The organism is Leucobacter luti (assembly GCF_050310065.1).
In the GTDB taxonomy this organism is placed as follows: Bacteria; Actinomycetota; Actinomycetes; order Actinomycetales; family Microbacteriaceae; genus Leucobacter; species Leucobacter luti_B.
This window is the reverse complement of sequence record NZ_CP190007.1, coordinates 192,144-212,386: the sequence shown is the minus strand read 5'-3', so window position 1 is coordinate 212,386 and position 20,243 is coordinate 192,144. Positions and strand designations below refer to the sequence as shown.

The 20,243-nt window shown below is 71.6% G+C and carries 15 protein-coding genes; 12 read left to right on the top strand and 3 right to left on the bottom strand.

Annotated elements, in window-relative coordinates:
• Positions 1–21: 21 nt before the first annotated feature.
• From ACOPJ3_RS00960 to ACOPJ3_RS00935, 6 genes are all read left to right on the top strand, one after another.
• Complete coding sequence (locus ACOPJ3_RS00960; RefSeq protein ID WP_427869961.1) at positions 22–1,203, top strand: M24 family metallopeptidase; 1,182 nt, start codon at positions 22–24, stop codon at positions 1,201–1,203.
• Positions 1,203–2,429, top strand: a complete 1,227-nt coding sequence (locus tag ACOPJ3_RS00955; RefSeq protein WP_427869960.1) for a PLP-dependent aminotransferase family protein — start codon at positions 1,203–1,205, stop codon at positions 2,427–2,429. Before ACOPJ3_RS00960 ends, ACOPJ3_RS00955 begins: the two co-directional genes overlap by 1 nt.
• Positions 2,426–3,640, top strand: coding sequence for a M20 family metallopeptidase (locus ACOPJ3_RS00950; protein ID WP_427869959.1), 1,215 nt, complete (start codon positions 2,426–2,428; stop codon positions 3,638–3,640). The genes ACOPJ3_RS00955 and ACOPJ3_RS00950 overlap by 4 nt, the downstream gene beginning before the upstream one ends.
• Positions 3,641–3,709: 69 nt before the next feature.
• Positions 3,710–4,462: an SDR family NAD(P)-dependent oxidoreductase gene (locus tag ACOPJ3_RS00945; RefSeq protein ID WP_427869958.1), complete on the top strand. Its 753-nt coding sequence runs from the start codon at positions 3,710–3,712 to the stop codon at positions 4,460–4,462.
• 201 nt (positions 4,463–4,663) lie between these two features.
• Positions 4,664–6,145 carry an NAD-dependent succinate-semialdehyde dehydrogenase gene (locus ACOPJ3_RS00940; protein ID WP_427869957.1) on the top strand — a complete coding sequence of 494 codons (1,482 nt, stop codon included), beginning with the start codon at positions 4,664–4,666 and terminating at the stop codon, positions 6,143–6,145.
• A gap of 37 nt (positions 6,146–6,182) precedes the next feature.
• On the top strand, positions 6,183–7,502 hold the full coding sequence (locus ACOPJ3_RS00935; RefSeq protein ID WP_427869956.1) for an aminotransferase class III-fold pyridoxal phosphate-dependent enzyme: 1,320 nt from the start codon (positions 6,183–6,185) through the stop codon (positions 7,500–7,502).
• Between the two features lie 490 nt (positions 7,503–7,992).
• Here the strand turns inward: ACOPJ3_RS00935 and ACOPJ3_RS00930 are convergent, their stop codons facing one another.
• Positions 7,993–8,670 (bottom strand): GntR family transcriptional regulator, encoded by a 678-nt coding sequence (locus ACOPJ3_RS00930; RefSeq protein ID WP_427869955.1) that lies wholly within the window; start codon positions 8,668–8,670, stop codon positions 7,993–7,995.
• Between the two features lie 224 nt (positions 8,671–8,894).
• Here ACOPJ3_RS00930 and ACOPJ3_RS00925 point away from each other — a divergent pair, with 224 nt between their 5' ends.
• Positions 8,895–9,173 carry an HU family DNA-binding protein gene (locus tag ACOPJ3_RS00925; RefSeq protein WP_427869954.1) on the top strand — a complete coding sequence of 93 codons (279 nt, stop codon included), beginning with the start codon at positions 8,895–8,897 and terminating at the stop codon, positions 9,171–9,173.
• 215 nt (positions 9,174–9,388) lie between these two features.
• Positions 9,389–11,392 (top strand): cytochrome c oxidase assembly protein, encoded by a 2,004-nt coding sequence (locus ACOPJ3_RS00920; protein WP_427869953.1) that lies wholly within the window; start codon positions 9,389–9,391, stop codon positions 11,390–11,392.
• 73 nt (positions 11,393–11,465) lie between these two features.
• Here ACOPJ3_RS00920 and dcd read toward each other — a convergent pair whose 3' ends face one another.
• Positions 11,466–12,071: a dCTP deaminase gene (dcd, locus tag ACOPJ3_RS00915; protein WP_427869952.1), complete on the bottom strand. Its 606-nt coding sequence runs from the start codon at positions 12,069–12,071 to the stop codon at positions 11,466–11,468.
• A 185-nt stretch (positions 12,072–12,256) separates the two neighbouring features.
• Positions 12,257–12,934 carry a TetR/AcrR family transcriptional regulator gene (locus tag ACOPJ3_RS00910; RefSeq protein ID WP_427869951.1) on the bottom strand — a complete coding sequence of 226 codons (678 nt, stop codon included), beginning with the start codon at positions 12,932–12,934 and terminating at the stop codon, positions 12,257–12,259.
• Positions 12,935–13,088: 154 nt separating this feature from the next.
• On the opposite strand from ACOPJ3_RS00910, the gene ACOPJ3_RS00905 reads away from it, so the two are divergent.
• From ACOPJ3_RS00905 to ACOPJ3_RS00890, 4 genes are all read left to right on the top strand, one after another.
• Positions 13,089–15,911, top strand: coding sequence for an MMPL family transporter (locus tag ACOPJ3_RS00905; RefSeq protein ID WP_427869950.1), 2,823 nt, complete (start codon positions 13,089–13,091; stop codon positions 15,909–15,911).
• A complete protein-coding gene (locus ACOPJ3_RS00900; protein WP_427869949.1) occupies positions 15,908–17,968 on the top strand; it encodes a YhgE/Pip family protein in 2,061 nt (686 codons plus the stop codon). Before ACOPJ3_RS00905 ends, ACOPJ3_RS00900 begins: the two co-directional genes overlap by 4 nt.
• Positions 17,969–18,201: 233 nt before the next feature.
• Positions 18,202–19,170, top strand: coding sequence for a quinone oxidoreductase family protein (locus ACOPJ3_RS00895; RefSeq protein ID WP_427869948.1), 969 nt, complete (start codon positions 18,202–18,204; stop codon positions 19,168–19,170).
• 115 nt (positions 19,171–19,285) lie between these two features.
• Positions 19,286–20,239 (top strand): hypothetical protein, encoded by a 954-nt coding sequence (locus ACOPJ3_RS00890; protein ID WP_427869947.1) that lies wholly within the window; start codon positions 19,286–19,288, stop codon positions 20,237–20,239.
• Positions 20,240–20,243 lie beyond the last annotated feature (4 nt).

Genomic DNA, 20,243 nt, shown 5'->3' with positions numbered 1-20,243 from the left:
CCTGTTTCGAAGGAGAACCACATGGACGCTGGCCTCGTCTCACCCGCCGAGCTCGACGCCCGGCTGGAGCGCGTGCGCGAGCGGATGCGCGCCGCGGAGCTCACGGGCCTCGTCGTCGCCGACCCCGCGAACATCTTCTACCTGAGCGGCTACAACGCCTGGTCGTTCTACACCCCGCAGATCCTGTTCGTGCCGCTCGAGGGCACCCCCGTGCTCGCGATGCGCGAGATGGACGCGCTCGGCGCGCACCGCACGGCCGTGCGCTACGCCGACGACGTGCTCGGCTACCCCGAGACGCTCGTGCACCGGCCAGACGCGCACCCCATGCAGTGGGTCGCCGAGCAGCTGCGGGATCGGGGCTTTGCCCGTCCCGGCCGCGTCGGATTCGAGGGCGACGCCCACTTCTTCGCCGTGCGCTCGTTCCTCGCGCTGCGCGACGGGATCCCGGAGTGGGAGCTCGTCGAGAGCCGCGAGCTCGTGAACTGGGTTCGGCTCGTGAAGTCAGACTTCGAGATCGCGCAGATGCGGCGGGCCGGCCGCGTCGCGAGCGAGGCGATGCGCGCGGCCGTCGCGGCGATCGAGGAGGGCAGGCCCCTCAACGAGATCGCGGCCGATGTGATGGCCGCGCAGGCCCGCGGCGTCGAGGGCGCCGACGGCGACTACCCCGCGATCGTGCCGATGTTCCTCTACGGCGACGGCGCCGACACCCCGCACCTGACCTGGACCGCCGAGCGCTTCGGCGCGGGCGAGGCCGTCTCGATCGAGCTCGCGGGCGTGCACCACAGGTACCACACGCCGCTCGCCCGCTCCGTCTCGCTCGGCACGCCGAGCCGCGAGCTCGACCGGCTCGCCGGCGCGACCGTCGAGGGGCTGAACGCGGCGCTCGCAGAGCTGAAGCCGGGCAACACGCCTGCCGACGTGACCCGCGCCTGGGACGCCGTGCTCGCGCGCTACGGGCTCGAGAAGAAGTCGCGCCTCGGCTACTCGATCGGGGTCGGCTTCCCGCCGGACTGGGGCGAGCGCACCGTGAGCATCCGTGCGGACGACCAGACGGTGCTCGAGGAGAACATGACCTTCCACGTGATCGCGGGCATGTGGATGACGGGCTACGGCTTCGAGGTCTCGGAGTCGATCCGCGTCGCGCCGGGCGGCGCCGACGTGCTGACCGACGCACCCCGCAAGCTCATCGTGAAGGAGGACTGATGACCGCCGCACAGTTGGAGATGCCGCTCGCGCGCCGCGCGCTCGTGGGCTCCGTGATCGACGCCTCGACGGCGCTGCTCGCCGAGCAGCAGCACGACATCGTGCGCTTCGCGATGGGCGCGCCGAGCGAGGACCTCATGCCGCTCGAGGGGCTCGACGAGGCCTTCGCGCGCGCCAGGCACGGGCGCTACGACTACGGAGAGTCGGAGGGCGACCCGCGACTGCGCGAGGAGATCCTGCGCCTCTCGAACGCCGCGGGCGTGCCGACGGCGCCGGATCGCCTGCTCGTGACGACGGGCGGCATGCAGGGGCTCGACCTCGCGTTCAAGCTCTGCGTCGACCCCGGCGACCTCGTCATCGTCGAGGCGCCCACCTACACGAACGGCAACGCGACCGCGCTGAGCTACGGCGCCGAGGTGCTCGGCGCCCCGACCGACGAGCACGGCCTCGTGGTCGAAGAGCTGCCCGGGCTCGTCGAGCGCGCCGGGCGCACGCCCAAGGCGATCTACACGATCCCGAACTTCCAGAACCCGACCGGCGTCACGATGAGCCTCGAGCGCAAGCGCGCGCTCGTCGAGCTCGCCGAGCGGTGGGGCTGCGTGATCATCGAGGACGACCCCTACGGCATGCTCCGCTTCGGCGGCTCCGAGATCGCGAGCCTCGCCGAGATCGCCCCCGGTCACCCGCTCGTCTTCCAGGTGCGCACCTTCTCGAAGATCATCGCGCCCGGCCTCCGCGTCGGCTGGATCGACGTCGACCCGGCCGTGCGCGAGCTCGCGATCAACGCGAAGCAGGCGATGGATACGTGCACGGGCGTGCCGGCGCAGAACGCGGTCGCGAACTTCCTCGAGGACGGGCTGCTCGAGCCGCACCTCGAGCGGCTGAAGCCGATCTATCGCGAGCGCAAGGAGGCGATGCGGCGCGAGCTCGCGTCCGCCTTCGGCGACCGCGTGCGGGTCACGGATCCCGACGGCGGCTTCTTCCTGTGGACGACCTTCACGGGCGACCTCGCCGGGATCGACACGGAAGACCTGTTCGCGGGCGCACTCGCCGAGGGCGTCGCCTATATTCCCGGCCCGGCATTCACGGTCGACGGCTCGATGCGCGACGCGCTCCGCCTGTGCTTCGCGACCTCGTCGCCCGAGCGCATCGCGGAGGGCGTCGGCCGCCTGAAGCGCGCGATTGATGCCTCGCTCGGCATGCGATCCGGCGGGGGTGCGGCGTGAGCCGGGCGAGCGAGGAGACCGAGATCGACGCCCGGATCGCCGCGCTCATCGACCTCGACCAGATCGTCGAGGACACCTGCGACCTCATCGCCGGCATGGGCGAGAACCCCGGCGGCACGGAGGGTGAGACCGTGCGCCGGCTGCTCGCGATCTGCGAGCGGATCGGCGCGGACACCGAGCTGCAGGAGATCGCGCCCGGCCGCCCGAACCTGCTCGCGGGGCTCGGGCCGAAGGACGGGCCGGCGATCCTCTTCCTCGGCCACAGCGACGTCGTGCCGGCCGGCGAGGGGTGGCACGCCGACCCCTTCGCGCCGCGCGTGCTCGACGGCGAGATCATCGGCCGCGGATCGACCGACATGAAGGGCGGGCTCGCGGCCGTGCTCGCCGCGATGGCGGCGGTGCACGAGCTCTCGCCCGAGCTCAGGCTCGAGCTCCTGTGCACGGTCGACGAGGAGGACCGCGCGCTCGGCGTGCAGGCCTGGCTCGCCGACCACCCGCCGCGCGAGTATCTCGCCTGCGTCGTCGCCGAGCCGACCGACCTCGAGATCGTGGTCGGCTGCCGGGGCGCCGCGAACCTCAACCTGGAGGTCTTCGGCGGATCCGCCCACGCGGGCCGGCCCGAGGATGGCGCGAGCTCGATCTACGGTGCGAGCAGGATCGTCGAGCTCGTGCGCGGGTTCCACGCCGAGGCCCGCGCCGGCGAGCGCGACGCGCTGCTCGGCACCGCCACCTGGAACGTCGGCACGCTCGTCGGCGGCACGGGCACGAGCATGGTGCCGCGCCTCACCGAGCTCACGATCGACCGCCGCACGATGCCGGGCGAGGACGCGTGGGAGATCCTCGATCACCTGCTCATCGCCGCGCGCGCCGACATCGCGGGATCCGGGATCCCGAACGCCGAGCGCATCGAGGTGCGCGGCACCGTCGACATGGTGATGCCGGGCTTCCGCACCGACGAGGACGCACCGATCGTGCGCATCGCCGCGCGCTCGCTCACCGAGCAGCAGGGCATGCCCGCGAAGATCACGGGCTGGACGGCGGCGTGCGAGGGCGGATTCATCGCCCGCCACAACGGCACGCCCACGATTATTCTCGGGCCGGGCGACATCAACACGCAGGCGCACCAGCCCGACGAACGGGTCTCGATCGAGCACATCGGCATCGCGGCGCGCGCGTACGCGAGCATCGCGCTCGGGATCGCGCAACGCTGAAAGCCTGATCCGGGGCCGGATCCCGCGCCAGCACACACTTCGCACTACAGCAATTGAGGGGGAACACACATGCAGAACGACCGGGTCGCACTCGTCACGGGGGCCACCTCCGGCATCGGCGTCGAGATCGCGGGGCAGCTCGCTGAGCGGGGCTTCCGCGTCGCCGTGAGCGGGCGCAGCGAGGAGCGCGGCCGCGAGGTCGCCGAGCGGCTGGGGGAGCGTGTCACCTTCGTGCGCGCCGACCTCACGGAGCCCGGGGCCCCGGCGCGGCTCGTCGCGGACACGGTCGCGGCGCTCGGCCGCCTCGACGTCGCCGTCAACAACGCCGCGATCGACCACACGAACGACCTCCTCGAGGTCGGCGAGGACGAGATCCGCACGACCTTCGAGACGAACACCTTCGCCGCGATGAACCTGCTCATCGCCGCCGCGCGCCAGATGCGCGAGCAGGGTGAGGGCGGCGCGATCATCAACATCACCTCGCGGCTCGCGAGCATCGGGGTGCCGACGATGGGCATCTACAGCGCGTCGAAGGGCGCGATGCTCGCGTTCACGAAGGCGGCCGCGATCGACCTCGCCCCCTTCAACATCCGCGTGAACGCGGTCGCGCCCGGCATGACCCGCACCCCGCTCTACCAGGAGTGGCTCGAGGGCCTGCCGGATCCGGACGCCGAGGCCGCGAAGGTGGCGGCGGCGATCCCGCTCGGCCGCATCGCCGAGCCGGCCGACGTCGCGGCGGTCGTGGCGTTCCTCGCCTCGCCCGAGGCGGCCTATCTCACCGGCACCTCGATCCCGGTCGAGGGCGGGTACCTGGCGAAGTAGCGCGCCGCGCCGAGCACACGGCCGCGCGGAGTACACAGCCGCGCCCGGGAATTCCCCGGTGCGCGGCTTTTCTCGGCCGATAGTAATTGTAGGACAAGGGAACATTAGGATAGGCTGACCCGGTATCGCCAGGCGCCGCTGCCGGCGACCGGCGCACCGGTGTTCCGACGCAAGAGTTTCCCGACACGCAAAGGAAGAAACATGGCACTGCTCACCCCGACCGCGGAGCGCATCGAGGCCTCCGACGCAGCACTCGCGAGCCTCCCCGGCTTCTCGAACCACGAGCCGGGGGCCAACGAGTTCGCCGTGCTCGACCCCTCGACCGAGCAGCGCATCGCGACGCTGCCGAGCCGCGATCCGGCCTGGGCCGTCGAGCAGCTCGGCGTCGCCGACGAGGCGGGGCGCGCGTGGGCGAAGACCACGCCGCGGCACCGCTCGGAGACGCTGCACCGCGTCTACGACGTGCTCATCGGCCAGCGCGAGCGGCTCGCCTTCGTGATCAGCCGCGAGATGGGCAAGACCCTCGCCGAGGCGAACGGCGAGGTGCAATACGCGGCCGACTACGTGCGCTGGTACGCCGACGAGCTGCTCCGCCCCGCCGGCAACTTCCGGGAGAACCCGGCCGGCGGATCCACGATCCTCACGAGGCGCTCGCCCATCGGCCTCTCGGTCCTGATCGCGCCGTGGAACTTCCCGATGGCGATGATCACCCGAAAGATCGCGCCGGCGCTCGCGGCGGGCTGCGGCGCCGTCATCAAGCCCGCGAGCCTCACCCCGCTCACGACGCTCCTCACGGTCGAGCTCATGGTCGAGGCGGGCGTGCCGCGCGAGCTCATGCGCGTCGTCACGACGAAGGACTCAGGCGGCTTCAGCGAGGCCGTTCTCGCCGATCCGCGCGTGCGCAAGGTCTCCTTCACCGGTTCGACGGGCGTCGGTTCGACGCTCCTCGGCCTCGCGGCGAAGAACGTGATCAAGAGCTCGATGGAGCTCGGCGGCAACGCGCCGCTCATCGTCTTCGACGACGCCGATCTCGAGCGCGCCGTCGAGGGCGCGATCCAGGCGAAGCTGCGCAACGGCGGCCAGTCGTGCATCGCGGCCAACCGCATCTACGTGCAGGACGGGATCGCCGACGCCTTCGTCGAGGGCGTCACGGAGCGCATGGCGGCCATCAAACTCGGCCACGCGATCGCTGAGGGCACGGACCTCGGGCCGGTGATCGACCGGCGCGCCGTCGACAACTTCTCGGCGCTCGTCGCCGACGCCGTCGACCACGGCGCGGAGCTCCGCACGGGCGGATCCGCCGTGCCGGGCGAGGGCTACTTTTTCGAGGCGACCGTGCTCGACCGGGTTCCCTCCGACTCCCTCATCGCGAACACCGAGATCTTCGGGCCCGTGGCCGCGATCAGCCGATTCGGCACGCAGGAGGAGGTGCTCGCCGCAGCGAACGACACCCCGTTCGGCCTCGCCGGCTACGTCTTCACCGAGAGCCTCGACCGCGCGCTCAACGTCGCGGACGCCCTGGAGACCGGCCTCGTCGGCATCAACAACGGCGTGCCCTCGAATCCCGCGGCGCCCTTCGGCGGGCTCAAGCAGTCCGGCCTCGGCCGCGAGGGCAGCGGCGAGGGGCTCGAGGAGTACCAGGAGATCCGCTTCTACAACATCTCGCGGCGCGAGAGCAACTGACCGGGCAAGCGCCCACCGACACCACGAAGGAGTAACAATGTCGACCACCACCACGTTCCCGAAGCGCGTCCGCACCGAGGTGCCCGGGCCGCGATCCCGCGCCATTAACGAGGAGCGCACGAGGTACGTCTCGGCGTCCGTCGCCCCGCTCCTGCCCGTCTACATCGAGAACGCCGAGGGCTCGGTGCTCACCGACGTCGACGGCAACGAGTTCATCGATTTCGGGTGCGGGATCGGCGTCACCTCGTTCGGCCACAGCAACGAGGCCGCCGTCGACGCCGCGATCGCGCAGACGAAGAAGTTCACCCACACGCTCTTCTCCGTGACGCCCTACGAGCTCTACGTCGAGGTCTCGAAGCTCCTCACCGAGATCACGCCGGGCGACTTCGAGAAGAAGTCGGTGCTCTCCTCGACGGGCGCCGAGGCGATTGAGAACGCGGTCAAGATCGCGCGCTCGTTCACGCGCCGCAACGGCATCGCGGTCGTCGACCACGGCTACCACGGCCGCACGAACCTCACCCTCGGCCTCAACTACAAGGCCCAGCCGTACTCGGCCGGCGTCGGGCCGCGCCCGGGCGAGATCTACCGGATCGCGAACTCCTACCCGTTCCGCGACCGCCTCGACGGGGCCGAGGCCGCGCGCCGCGGCATCGCGCAGCTCGAGAAGATCTCGGGCGCCGACAACCTCGCGTGCCTCGTCATCGAGCCGATCCAGGGCGAGGGCGGCGTGATCGTCCCGGCACCCAGCTACCTCGAGACGCTGCAGCAGTGGTGCAACGACAATGGCATCGTGATCATCGCCGACGAGATCCAGACGGGCCTCGGCCGCACGGGCAAGCTCTACGCGAGCGAGCACTTCGGCTTCGTGCCCGACCTCGTGGTGAGCGCGAAGGCGATCGCGGGCGGCTTCCCCGTCTCCGCGGTCACGGGCCGCGCCGACATGATGGACGCGATCCCCGCCGGTGGCCTGAGCGGGACCTTCAGCGGCAACCCGGTCGGCTGCGCCGCGGCCGTCGAGGTGATCCGGGAGCTTCGCGCGCCGGGCACCCTCGAGCGCACCGCCGAGATCGGCCGCAAGATCCAGGACGGGCTCCGCGCCCTCCAGGACCGCCACGCCGTCATCGGCGATGTCCGCGGACTCGGCGCCCTGCACGGCGTCGAGCTCATCGACGCCGACGGCGCGCCGAACCCTGCAGCCTTCAAGAAGGTCGCGGCGGCCGCCGCTGACCGGGGACTCCTCGTGATGGGCGGCGGCAGCGACGGCCACGTGCTCCGCCTCCTCCCCGCCATCAACATCTCGGACGAGCTCCTCGACGAGGCCCTCGCGATCCTCGAGGAGGCCTTCGCGCAGCTGTGATGGTGGGCGGGGCGCGGGCGCGCCGCGCCCGCCTCGCCCTCCTCGCCCGCCTCGTCGAGTCGGCCGAAAGGCCCCTTTCGTGCCCGTGATTGGGGCCTTAGAGCCCCCTCGATCGCGGGAATGGGGCTCAAGGGCCCACTCGGCGCGGGCGCCCGCGCCCGCGCGCCCGCGCCCCGGCACTTGGCCCCGAACCTCGAGTCGGCCGTAAGGCCCCTTTCGCGCCCGTGATTGGGGCCTTTCAGTCCATTCGGCCGCGGGAATGGGGCTTTCGGGCCCACTCGGCGCGGGCACCCGCGAACGCGCGAGCTCGGATCAGGATCCTGAGCCTTGCGGGGTTGCTTGTCTACGGGCCAACCTCGAGTCGGCCGTAAGGCCCCTTTCGCGCGCGTGATTGGGGCCTTTCGGCCCACTCGACCACGTGAATGGGGCTTTAGAGCCCACTCGGCGGCTGCGGCGCCGCTGCGCCGCCCAGCCCCGGATCCCGCGTGGGCTACGCCCCCGCGGCCTCGCGCTCCGTGAGGATCTCGCGCAGGCGCGCGTAGTTCTCCTCGATGTGCGCCTCGAGGAGGGTGTGGGCGAGGGCGCGGTCGCCCGCGATGATCGCGTCGTAGATGCCCGAGTGGCGGCTGATGATCGACTCCTCGGGGTTCACGTACTCCTCGTCGGTGTAGGAGAGGACCGTGAAGTAGAAGACGAGCTCCTTGCAGATCTGGCGGTAGAAACTGCTGATCCGCTCACTGTCGAGCAGGTCGACGATGGCCTGGTGCAGGGCGAGGTCGGCGGCCACGATCGGCTCCACTGCGTTCTTCTTCGAGGTCTCGCTCAGCAGCTCGAACGCCGCCGTGATGGCGCGCAGCTGCTCCTCGCTCGGCTCCTGCTGAACGCCGGCGAGCTCCAGCTGTCGGCGGGTGCGGTAGAGGTCGTCGAGGTCCTTGAGCGTCGGCGTGCTCACCACGGCGCCCCGGTGGATCTCGTATTTCACGAGACGGCTGCGCTCGAGCAGCCGGATCGCCTCGCGGAGCGAGTTGCGGGAGATCCCGAGCTTCGTGGCGAGGCTGCTCTCGCGCAGCGGCTCGCCCGCCTTCAGGGTTCCGGAGACGATGAGGCCCACCAGGGCGTCGGCGACCGCCTCGGCGGTGCTCACCCGGTGCAGTGATATATCAGTCATCTCCGACATTGTCCTACAACTCTATCAGCAGCGCACGGGCTTTCCGCTCCATCAGCGGTTCCTGCGACACGCCAATGATGAATTCCCGCCGTGATTCCGCAGAATTCCGCGGGTGTGGGGTAGATTCGTAGCGATCAACCGATCGGATCCCCCGAACCTCGGGGGGTACCTGAAAACGATCAGGGGCCTCACCGAGAAGCGTAAGCGCCCTGGAAGGACACAACATGGCACTCAACAAGACCGAGCTCGTCGCCAAGATCGCCGCTGAGACCGGCCAGAGCCAGGCCGCTGTTTCGAACGTGATCGACGGGCTGTTCGCCGCCGTTTCCGAGACCGTCGCTTCGGGCGAGAAGGTTTCGATCCCCGGCTGGATCTCCTTCGAGACCGCGACGACCGCTGCTCGCACCGGCCGCAACCCCCGCACGGGTGAGACCATCGACATCCCCGCTGGCAAGCGCGTCAAGGTGTCGGTCGGCTCGAAGCTCAAGGCTGCCGTCAAGTAACCTCACGGTTTTCGGGATCCCCTCGGCGCTCAGGCGCCGGGGGGATTTCTGCGTCCGGCCCCGGATCGCGGTCGGCCCGGATCGCGGCCGGCCCGGATCGCGGCCGGCCCCGGATCGCGGCCCGGCCCCGGATCGCGGCCCGGCCCGGATCGCACTCCGCAGGCCGTTTCCCACCCCTGATCGAGCTCCTCAGGCCCAGGCCGTAGGCTAGAGGGGTGCCCAGATATCTGCGAGTACTCGCCCCTGCCGTGCTGCTCGCGGCGACCCTCGCCGCCCTCTTCGTCGGGCTCGCGATCGGCGGCGCAGCCGAGGCTCGCGCGCTCGCGGACCCCGGCACGCTCGTGCGCTACGGCCTGCCGACGTTCCGCACGCTCGTCAACGTCTCGATGGCCGGCCTGATCGGCTCGATCGTCATGGCGGTCTGGGCGTTCGCGAGCGAGAGGCCCGAGACGCGGATCGCGATGGACCTCGCGGCGGCCTCCGCCGCGCTGCTCACGGTCGCGAGCGCTGGCACGCTCATCCTCACCTACGTCGACGTCTCGGGCCTGCCGTTCTCGGCCGACTCAACGTTCGGGGCCGGGCTCGGCCAGTTCGTGTCGCAGATCGAGCTCGGGCAGCTGTGGCTCATCGAGCTGCTGCTCGCGGCCGTCACCACGGTGCTGGCCTTCGCGATCCGGGGCCGGAAGCTCATGCTCCTCGTGCTCCTCGCGGCCATGATTACCGCGCTGCCCCTCGCGCAGCAGGGCCATGCTGCGGGCGCCTCGGGGCACGGCCAGGCCGTGAACTCCCTGCTCGTACACCTGATTGGCGCCGCGGTCTGGCTCGGCGGCCTGCTCACGCTGCTGCTCGTCGCCCGCTCCGTCGACCGCGCGCGGCTCTCCGTGCTCACGGCGCGCTATTCGACGCTCGCGCTCTTCGCGTTTATCGGCGTCGCCTCCTCCGGAGTGGTGAGCGCGTGGCTCCGGATCGGGAGCGTCGATGCCCTCTTCGGCACGGGCTACGGCAAGCTCGTCGTGCTGAAGACCGTCGCCCTCGTCGGGCTCGGGATCTTCGGAGCGCTCCAGCGCGTTCGCCTGATCCCGCGCATCGCGGACGCCGAGCGTGGCGCCCGCGCCTTCGCCTGGTTCGTGGTCGCGGAGCTCGCCGTCATGGGCGTCGCGAGCGGCGTCGCCGGCGCCCTCGGCCGCACGGCAACGCCGGTCGCCCTCGAGCCCGCCCGCGACGGCGGTAGCGGGATCCCGCCGGCCGAGTGGCTCACGGGCGACCCGCTGCCGCCCGAGCTCACCCCCATGAGCTACTTCACGGAGTGGAAGTTCGACCTCGCGTGGGGTCTCGTCTGCGCGTTCGGGATCGCCCTGTACCTCGCCGGGGTCTGGCGGCTTGCGCGCCGCGGCGACAAGTGGCCCGTCGGCCGCACGATCTCGTGGGTCCTGGGCCTTGCGATGCTCTTCTACACGACGAACGGCGCGCTCAACGCCTACGAGCAGTACCTGTTCAGCGTGCACATGCTCGCGCACATGATGCTCACGATGCTGATCCCGCTCGTGCTCGTGCTCGGCGCCCCCATGACGCTCGCGCTGCGCGCGACCGCGAAGCGCTCGGACGGCTCGTGGGGCGGCCGCGAGTGGATCCAGTGGGCCGTGCACACGCCGTACTCGAAGGTCATCACGCACCCCGCGGTCGCGGCCGTCGTCTTCGCCGGCTCGCTCTGGGTCTTCTACTTCACGCCGATCGCGCGCTGGGCGGCCTCGGAACACCTCGGCCACCAGTGGATGATCATCCACTTCCTGATCTCGGGATACCTGTTCAGCCTGTCGATGGTCGGCGTCGATCCGGTGCCGTATCGCTTCCCGTACCCGCTCAGGCTCGTGACGCTCTTCGCGACCATGGCGTCGCACGCCTTCTTCGGCGTGACGCTCATGACGGGCGACGGGCTCATGCTCGCCGACTGGTACGGCGCGATGGGCCGCACCTGGGGCGCGACGCCGCTCGAGGACCAGTCGACGGGCGGCGGCATCGCGTGGGGCATCGGCGAGCTGCCGACGCTCGCGCTCGCGCTCGTCGTCGCGGTGCAGTGGTCGCGAAGCGACGACAAGGAGCAGAAGCGCAAGGACCGCGCGGCGGATCGCTCGGGCGACGCCGAGCTCGAGGAGTACAACGCGATGCTCGCCGCGCAGGCGCAGCGCGACGCGAAGTCGGCGGCGCGCGCGGGCCGCTAGCGGGGCGATCCGGATCCGGATCCGGATCCCGCGCCGGATCGGGATCTCGCCCCGGATCGGGATCCCGTGCCGGCTACTCGCCGGGGGCGCCGGCGTCGGTCGTCGTGACGTCCGCGCGGTGGAAGTTCAGGTGCGAGCGCGAGGCCGTCGGCCCGCGCTGCCCGCGGTAGCGCGAGAAGGTCGCGCCGGCGCCGTAGGGCCGCTCGGCGGGCGAGGACAGCCGGAAGAAGCACAGCTGCCCGATCTTCATGCCGGGCCACAGCCGGATCGGCAGCGTCGCGACGTTCGACAGCTCGAGCGTCACGTGCCCCTCGAAGCCCGGGTCGATGAAGCCGGCCGTCGAGTGCGTGAGGAGGCCGAGCCGCCCGAGCGAGCTCTTGCCCTCGAGGCGCGCGGCGATGTCGTCGGGCAGGGACACTTGCTCGTAGGTCGATCCCAGCACGAACTCGCCCGGGTGCAGGATGAAGCCCTCCGCCGGATCCACCTCGATGAGGCGCGTGAGCTCGGGCTGCTCCGCGGCGGGGTCGATGACCGCGTACTTGTGGTTGTCGAAGAGCCGGAAGTAGCGGTCGAGGCAGACGTCCACGCTCGACGGCTGCACCATCGAGGGGTCGCTCCGGGTGAGGCCGATGCGCCCGGATTCGAGTTCGGCGGTGATATCGCGATCTGAGAGCAGCACGGGATCCATCCTAGTTCGCGGCGGGCCCGGCGGCTGCGAACTCGGGCGCAAGCTGCGTCCTGCGCTCACAGGGAGATCTGCGCTCAACTCGAAGAATTTCGGCATCTGGTCGAGTTGGGCGCAGAATTGCCTGCCAACGCGAATGCGGGGGCGGGCGCGTGCGGCGCGGCGCGGCGCGGCGCGCGCTACGCCTCCTCCGTCAGGGCGAACAGCACCTCCGCGATGCGCTCGCCGAGTTCGTCGAAGCCCTCGGGCGCGGAGGCACCGGCGAGCGCCGTGACCTTGAACGCGCGGTCGTAGATGCCCGCGAGCACGGGCATGGCGCGCTCCGCGGGGATGCGGAAGCGGCGGCCCGCCGCGTGGATGATCTGCTCAACGAGCTCGGCCAACTCGATCCGGAACCGTACGATGAAGTCGGAAAAGCCTGGGCCGTCCTCGGGATCCCGCATCGCGAGGAGCGTGAACTCTGACTCGAGCGCGAACCAGGTCGCCTCGTTGCCCGTTGGCGCGAAGAACTCGGCGACGTAGCGGGCGGCGTCCTCGGGGGTGACGCAGGCGCCCTGCTCGGCGACGAGTTTCGTCACCTCGTCGACGCGCTCGCGCACCCAGCTCGCGCGGTGCAGGTACTCGCGGTCGAGGAGCGCGATGAAGAGCTCCTCCTTGCTCGAGAAGTTCGAGTAGAAGGCGCCGCGCGAGAAGCCCGCGCGCTGGCAGATCGACTCGACGGAGGCGCCGCGCAGGCCCTCCTCCGCGAACACGAGCGTCGCGCCGTCGAGGAGGCGCGTGCGGGTCTCGAGGCGGCGCGCGCTCGGCGCGTGGTCCGTTCCGGGTTCCTCACGCTCGGTGGCGTTGTCGCTCAGCATCCCGTCATCCTCCCACTCGCGCGCGGCCCTCTAGCCGAATGCTCAGGAGCCTCCTAGGAGGTCCAGGATACATTAGTGTATCGAAACGGATACACTTGTGTATCGTGCCCGATCAGCCGGGCCCCGAAGCATCCGCCCACACCGGAAGGCCGCAATGTCCACGCTTCTCTACGCCCTCGGGCGCTGGGCGACGAGGGCGAGAAAGCTCGTCCTCATCCTCTGGATCGGACTCCTCGCGCTCCTCGGCGCGGGGGCGCTGCTCTTCGGCCAGGGCGCGAACGCCCCGATCACGATCCCGGGCACGGAGTCCCAGGAGGCGATCACCTCGCTCGGCCACACCTTCCCCGAGGTGAGCGGCACGAGCGCGACGATCATCGTCGTCGCGGCCGAGGGCGAGAACGTCGAGGACGAGCCCTACCGCGGCATCATCACGGACGCCGCGAAGCAGCTCGAGGGAGTCGAACACGTCACGGCGGTGCAGACCCCGTTCAGCGAGCTCGTGAGCGGCGGGCTCTCCGAGGACGGGCGGGCCGCGCTCGTCACGATCCAGATCGAGGGCGAGGTCGGCAGCCTCCCAGACTCCACGGTCGCGGGCATCGAGCAGACCGCCGACGCGATCGCGGGCGAGCTCCCGGAGGGCGCCGAGAGCTCCTACGGCGGCGACGCGTTCTCGGCCGCGGTCCCGGGCATCAGCCCGACCGAGGCGATCGGCGTCGTCGTCGCGTTCGTCGTGCTCCTCCTCACGCTCGGCTCCCTGCTCGCGGCCGGAATGCCCCTGATCATCGCGATCATCGGCGTCGGCGTCTCGATCGCGGGCCTGTTCTTCGTCACCGCGTTCGCCGACCTCACCTCGACGACACCCATGCTCGCGCTCATGCTCGGGCTCGCGGTCGGCATCGACTACACCCTCTTCATCGTGAGCCGCCACCAGGAGCAGCTGCGCGCCGGCGTGCCCGTCGACGAGTCGATCGCGCGGGCGACCGCGACCTCCGGCTCCGCCGTCGTGTTCGCGGGCCTCACCGTCATCATCGCGCTCGTGGGGCTCGCCGTCGCGGGCATCCCCTTCCTCACGGCGCTCGGGATCGCGGCCGCCGCGGCCGTCGCGATCGCGGTGCTCATCGCCGTCACGCTCACGCCGGCGATCATGGCGATGGCGAAGCTCCGGATCCTGCCCAAGAAGCAGCGGCGCGCGCTCGAGGCGAGCGGATCCGGATCCGGGGCCGCCGCAGTCCCCGAGCAACCGCACCGCCCCTCGCGCGCCGACCGCTTCTTCGCCGGCTGGGTGCGCACCGTCACGAAGAAGCCGATCATCACGATCGTCGCCGTGCTCGTCGCGCTCGGCCTCGCCGCGACCCCGGCGCTCCAGCTCCGGCTCGCGCTCCCGAACGCGACCTCGCTCCCCGCCGACGACCCCGCCCGCGTCACCTACGAGCTCACGGGCGAGCACTTCGGCGCCGGTGCGAACGGGCCGCTGCTCCTCACGGGCTCGATCATCTCGAGCACCGATCCGCTCGGCCTGATGGCGGACCTCGCCGACGAGGTGCGGAAGGTGCCGGGCGTCGCCGAGGTGCCGCTCGCGACCCCGAACCAGGGCGCTGACACGGGAATCATCCAGGTCGTGCCCGAGGAGGGGCCGCACGCCGAGAGCACCACAGAGCTCGTGCACGCGCTCCGCGACAAGCACGACGAGTGGGAGGAGGAGTACGGCGTGAGCCTCGCCGTCACGGGCTTCACGGCCGTCGGCATCGACGTCTCCGAGATGCTCATGCACGCGCTCCTGCCGTTCGGGATCCTCGTCGTCGGCCTCTCGCTCGTGCTGCTCGCGATGGTGTTCCGATCGATCTGGGTGCCGATCAAGGCGACGCTCGGCTACCTCCTCTCGGTCGGCGCGGCCTTCGGGGCCGTGGTCGGGGTGTTCCAGCTCGGTTTCATGGCCGACATTTTGCATGTCTCGTCGACGGGGCCCGTGCTGAGCTTCATGCCGATCATCCTGATGGGCGTGCTCTTCGGCCTCGCCATGGACTACGAGGTGTTCCTCGTGTCCCGGATCCGCGAGGAGTACGTGCACGGCGCAGACGCGCAGTCGGCGATCCAGCGCGGCTTCGTCGGCAGCGCGAAGGTCGTGACGGCGGCGGCCCTCATCATGTTCGCCGTGTTCGCGGCGTTCGTGCCTGAGGGCGACCCGAGCATCAAGGTCATCGCGCTCGGCCTCGCCGTCGGTGTCTTCGTCGACGCGTTCATCGTGCGCATGACCCTCGTGCCCGCGGTCCTCGCGCTCCTCGGCGACCAGGCGTGGCGGATGCCGCGCTGGCTCGCGAAGCTGCTGCCTTCCTTCGACGTCGAGGGCGAGGGTCTCGCGCGCGAGCTCGCCCACGCCGAGTGGCCCGCCGACATGCCGGGCGCCGCGATCGCGGCCGACGGGCTGCGCCTGCCTGGCAACCTCGTGGTGCCGTCGCTCCGGATCCCGGCCGGGCGCGTGCTCGTGCTCGACCCGCAGGATCCCGTCTCGCTCCCGCTCGCCGAGGCGCTCACGGGGCGCGGCGCGATCGTCGCGGGAACCGTGAAGGTCGCCGGGCTGCTCCTGCCCGAGCGCGCCTCCTCGCTCCGCTCGCGCGCGGCGTGGGCGGATCCCGAATCGCTGCGAGAGTCGCTGCGGGATCGCCCCGCCGTCGCGCTCCTCGACCTGCGGGGCGCGTCCGAGCGGCCCATGCCGCTCGAGCGCATCGAGCCGCTCAGGTCCGGGATCGCGGCGGCCGCCGTCGAGGCCGGGCGGGGCAAGTCGCCCGCGCTCACCGTGGTCGTGCTCGGCGACGGGGCGCTCGCCGCCAGGATCCTGCCGCCGGGGACCGACTTCGTGCGGCTCGCGGACGCCGGATCCGGGGCGGCCGCATCCGCAGGAACCGACTCCGCCCTCGCGCCAACCGACCACGCCCCCTCAGCAACACACCAGGCCCTCGCGGAAGGAGGCGCACGATGACCGCATCGCTCACCAGGCTGCGCGGGCGAAAGCCCGTCCGCTGGACCACGATCCTCGGCCTCGTGCTCGTGCCGCTCACCGTCGCGGGCGTGCTGCTCTGGGGCCTCTGGAACCCGACCGAGCGGCTCGACACCGTGACGGCCGCGGTCGTGAACGCGGACGAGCCGGTCGAGCTCGACGGGCAGCTCGTGCCGCTCGGCCGCGTGCTCGCCGCCGAGCTCATCGCGGGCGACGAGGACACGAACTTCACCTGGGTGCTCACCGACGCGGAGGACGCCGAGGCCGGGATTTCCGACGGGCGCTTCGCGACCTCGGTCACGATCCCCGAGAACTTCTCCGCCGCCGCGACCTCGGCGAACGCGGGGCCGGAGAAGATCGAGACCGCCCACATCGACATCGCCGAGAGCACGCAGGGCCGGCTGATTGACACCGCGCTCTCGAACATCGTGACGCAGACCGCGACGACCGTGCTGAACCGTGAGCTCGGCGAACAGTTCATCGGCACGGTGTTCGTCGGCATGAACGAGCTCCACAGGGGGCTGAGCGACGCGGCCGACGGCGCCAACAAGCTCGCGGACGGCGGCGACCAGCTCGCCTCGGGCGCCACCGGCCTCGCCGACGGCACCAGGCAGCTCGCGGACGGCACCCAGCAGCTCGCGGGTGGCGCCGGCGAGCTCGCTGGCGGCGCCGGATCCCTCGCCTCGGGCGCCTCATCGCTCTCGGACGGCGCGGCGCAGCTCGCCTCGGGCCTGCGCCTCTTCGTCTCGGGCGACGGCACCGCGGCGAACCCCGGCCTCAACGGCTTCGCCTCGGGCATGCGCGTCTTCGCGACGGGCGACGGCACGGGCACGGGCCAGAACGCGGGTCTCGCGGGCCTCGCGACGGGTGTCGAGCAGTACACGGGAGGCGTGAACCAGGCGCTCGACGGGATCACGACGGGAATCGGGGAACTGCGGGCCACGCGCGACGGGATTGCCGCGGGCACGATCCCGCTGCCGCCCGGAACCGACCCAGCGGTCGTCGTGGGGCTCCTCGACCAGGTCATCGCCGGGCTCGACGAGTCGGGAGCGCTCGGCCAGATCGACGCGCTCAAGGCCGGCGGAACCCAGCTCGCGGTCGGCGCGCGCCAGGCCGCGAACGGCGCGAACGAGCTCGCGAACGGCGCGGCAGGCATCGCAGCGGGCGGCGAGCAGCTCGCCGTCGGCGCCGAGGGCCTCGCGGGCGGCGCTGCCTCGCTCTCCGGCGGCGCGTCCCAGCTCGCTGGCGGCGCGTCGGAGCTCGCGGGCGGCGCCTCCGAGCTCGCGGCGGGCACGCCAGCGCTCGCGGACGGCGCCTCGCAGCTCGCGGACGGCGCGCGCCGGTCCGCCGACGGCACCCACTCGCTCGCCAAGGGCCTCGGCGAGGCTGTGAGCGGGATCCCGAACTACACGGAGGCCGAGCGAGACAGGCTCGCCTCGCACGCCGTGCAGACGGTCGAGGCGCGCGGCGGCAGCGACGAGCTCTTCAACTCCTCCGGCGTCCCGCTCTTCGCGGGAATCGCGCTGTGGGCGGGGGCGCTCGCCATGTTCCTCATGCTCGCCCCGCTCTGGAGCCGCACCCGCGACGCCGCGCGCGGCGTCGGTTACATCACGCTGCGCAGCGCCCTCCCCGCGATCGGGGTCGGCGCCGTGCAGGGCGCGATCGCGGGCGTCGTGCTGCCGATCGCGCTCGGCTACTCGGTCGGGCAGTTCGCCGCCTTCTTCGGGCTCGCACTGCTCGCGGGGATCACGTTCTCGCTCGTGGTGCAGGGACTCTCGGCGCTCCTCGGCGGGGTCGGGCGCTTCGTCGCCTTCGCGCTGCTCGTGGTCGCCTTCGCCGTCGGCATCGTGTCGACCGTGCCAGGCCCGCTCGCCGCGGTCGGCGACGCGAGCCCGATCGGCGCCGCGCTCTCGGGCTTCCAGGCCGTGGCCTCTGGCGCCTCCGGGGCCGGGATCGCCGCGGTGCTGCTCGCGCTCTGGGGCGGGCTCGGGCTCGCGCTCACGGCGCTCGCCGTCGGGCGGGCGCGGAAGGCTCGGTAGGGGGCTCGGGGCGGTTGGGTCTGGATCAGGATCCGGATCAGGATCAGGATCCGGGGCCAGATCCAGATCCGGGGCCGGATCCCGGCCCGCGCGCTGCGCTCGCTCCGCATTCTGCAGTCGCTCCGCAGTTTGCGCGGTGAATCGTGTGAACGAGCGCAGAATACTGAGCGATCGCAGCGTCCGTGGGGCCGCACCCCTGGCGCGGCGGGCCGAAGCGTGCCTAGGCTCGAAGCATGAGCATTCGCGCGATCGTGGCACAGCACCCGGGAGGGCCGGAGGTCCTCGAGTTCGTCGAGGTGGGCGATCCGAAGCCCGGTCCGGGCGAAATTCTCGTGCAGACCACGGGAGTCGGCGTCAACTTCATCGAGACGTATCAGCGCTCGGGCCTCTATCAGGTGCCGTTCCCGTTCACGCCGGGGGCTGAGGGCTCGGGGCGCGTGCTCGAGCTCGGCGAGGGCGCGAGCGGCTTCGAGCCCGGCGACCTCATCGCGACCGCGGAGGCGCGCGCGAGCTACGCCGACCGCTTCGTGGTGGAGGCGGCCAAGGCGGTGCGCGTGCCCGAGGGCATCGCGACGGACGTCGCGGCGGCGATCCCGCTCCAGGGCCTCACCGCCCACTACCTCGCGACCTCCGCTGCGACGCCCGAGCCGGGTGAGACGGCGCTCGTCCACGCGGGCGCGGGCGGCGTCGGGCTGCTGCTCACGCAGATCCTGGTCACGCGGGGAGTTCGCGTGATCACGACCGTCTCGACGCCCGAGAAGCGCGAGCTCAGCCTCGCGGCCGGCGCCGCCGAGGTGCTCGACTACGAGGGCTTCGCCGAGCGCGCTCGGGAGCTCACGGGCGGGGAGGGCGTCGCGGTCGCGTACGACGGCGTCGGCAAGACGACGTTCGACGGCTCGCTCGACGCTCTCCGCGTGCGCGGCGAGCTCGTGCTGTTCGGCGGGGCGAGCGGCCCCGTGCCGCCCTTCGACCTGCAGCGCCTGAACGCCGGCGGCGCGCTCTCGGTCACGCGCCCCTCGCTCGCGTACTTCCTGCTCACGCCCGAGGAACGCGCGTGGCGCTACGGCGAGCTCTTCGCCGGGATCGCGGAGGGCGAGATCAACATCCGGATCGGCGCACGCTTCCCCCTCGCCGAGGCCGCGGCCGCGCACGAGGCGCTGGAGGGCCGGCGCACCACGGGCAAGGTGATCTTGGAGCCGTGAGCGCCCGCTGCGCGCGCGAGCGCCGCGCTCGCCGGGACTTCCTCGCTCAGCGAGGCCAAATGCCAAAATTCTTGAAGTTGAGTGCAGAAATCCCTGTGAGTGGAGGAGGCCGGGCGTGAGCGCGGGCGGTTCCGGATCCCTGTTCGGGTGGCTGCCCGGATCGGTCGGGGACTGGCTCGTGCCCCTGCACGAGGGTGCGCACGGTGCCCCGGTCCCCGGGCGCCCGGTCGACGCGCTCGCCGCGATTGTGCCCGCGGGCTTTCCTGCGCTCATCAGGGTGCTCTCGCCGTTCAGGCGCGTTCGCCCCGAGGATCAGCGCGCGGAGGCGGTGAGCTGGGCGGCGACGGCCGCGGCGCTCGGCACGACGCTGGACCCGGTGCCGCTCTCGTGGCGGGTGATGGGGGCGTCCGAGTACGGCGGGAACTCCGATGTGCTCGGCGAGGACGGCTGGTACTACTCGGAGCCGACGGAGGGGCAAAATGATCCCGCCACGCTCGCGCGGATCGCCGACGTGCTTGCGCTCCACACCTCCACGCCTGATCAGGGGGCTGCCGCGGTCTGGGAGGGGTTCTCCGGACTCACGAGTTCGCAGGGGGTCGGCTTCTTCTTCGCAACCGCGGAGTGGCGCCCCGTCTCGCGCCTGCGGCACCGGCTGCTGAGCGCGCGAGAGCACCTGCGTCGGTTCGGGATCCGGTCTGCCGTGCTCGAACTCGTCGCGCCCAGCCTGCCGAAGCCTCGCGGCACGGGCATTCTGGGGCGCGAGGCTGTGGCGGGCCAGCGCCTCGAACTGCCCGATCGCCGCTACATTTGTTTCTCCGCGGGGGTGGCCTCGTTCGCCGCGGAGACCTGGCCTGAGCGCGCGCCCTGGGTGGACCCTCGCCGGATTGACGCGGACGCACCGCTCACCCCGAACCTCATCTGGCCCGACGACCGCGCCTGGGTGCTCGTCTCGGAGATCGACCTCAACTCGACCCTCATCGCCTGTTCGCGCGAGTGCGCCGACGCGCTGTTGAGCGCCCCGGGCCTCGAGGCGTCGGAGATCACCCGCGACACCCGGCTCTGGGGGTAACGGG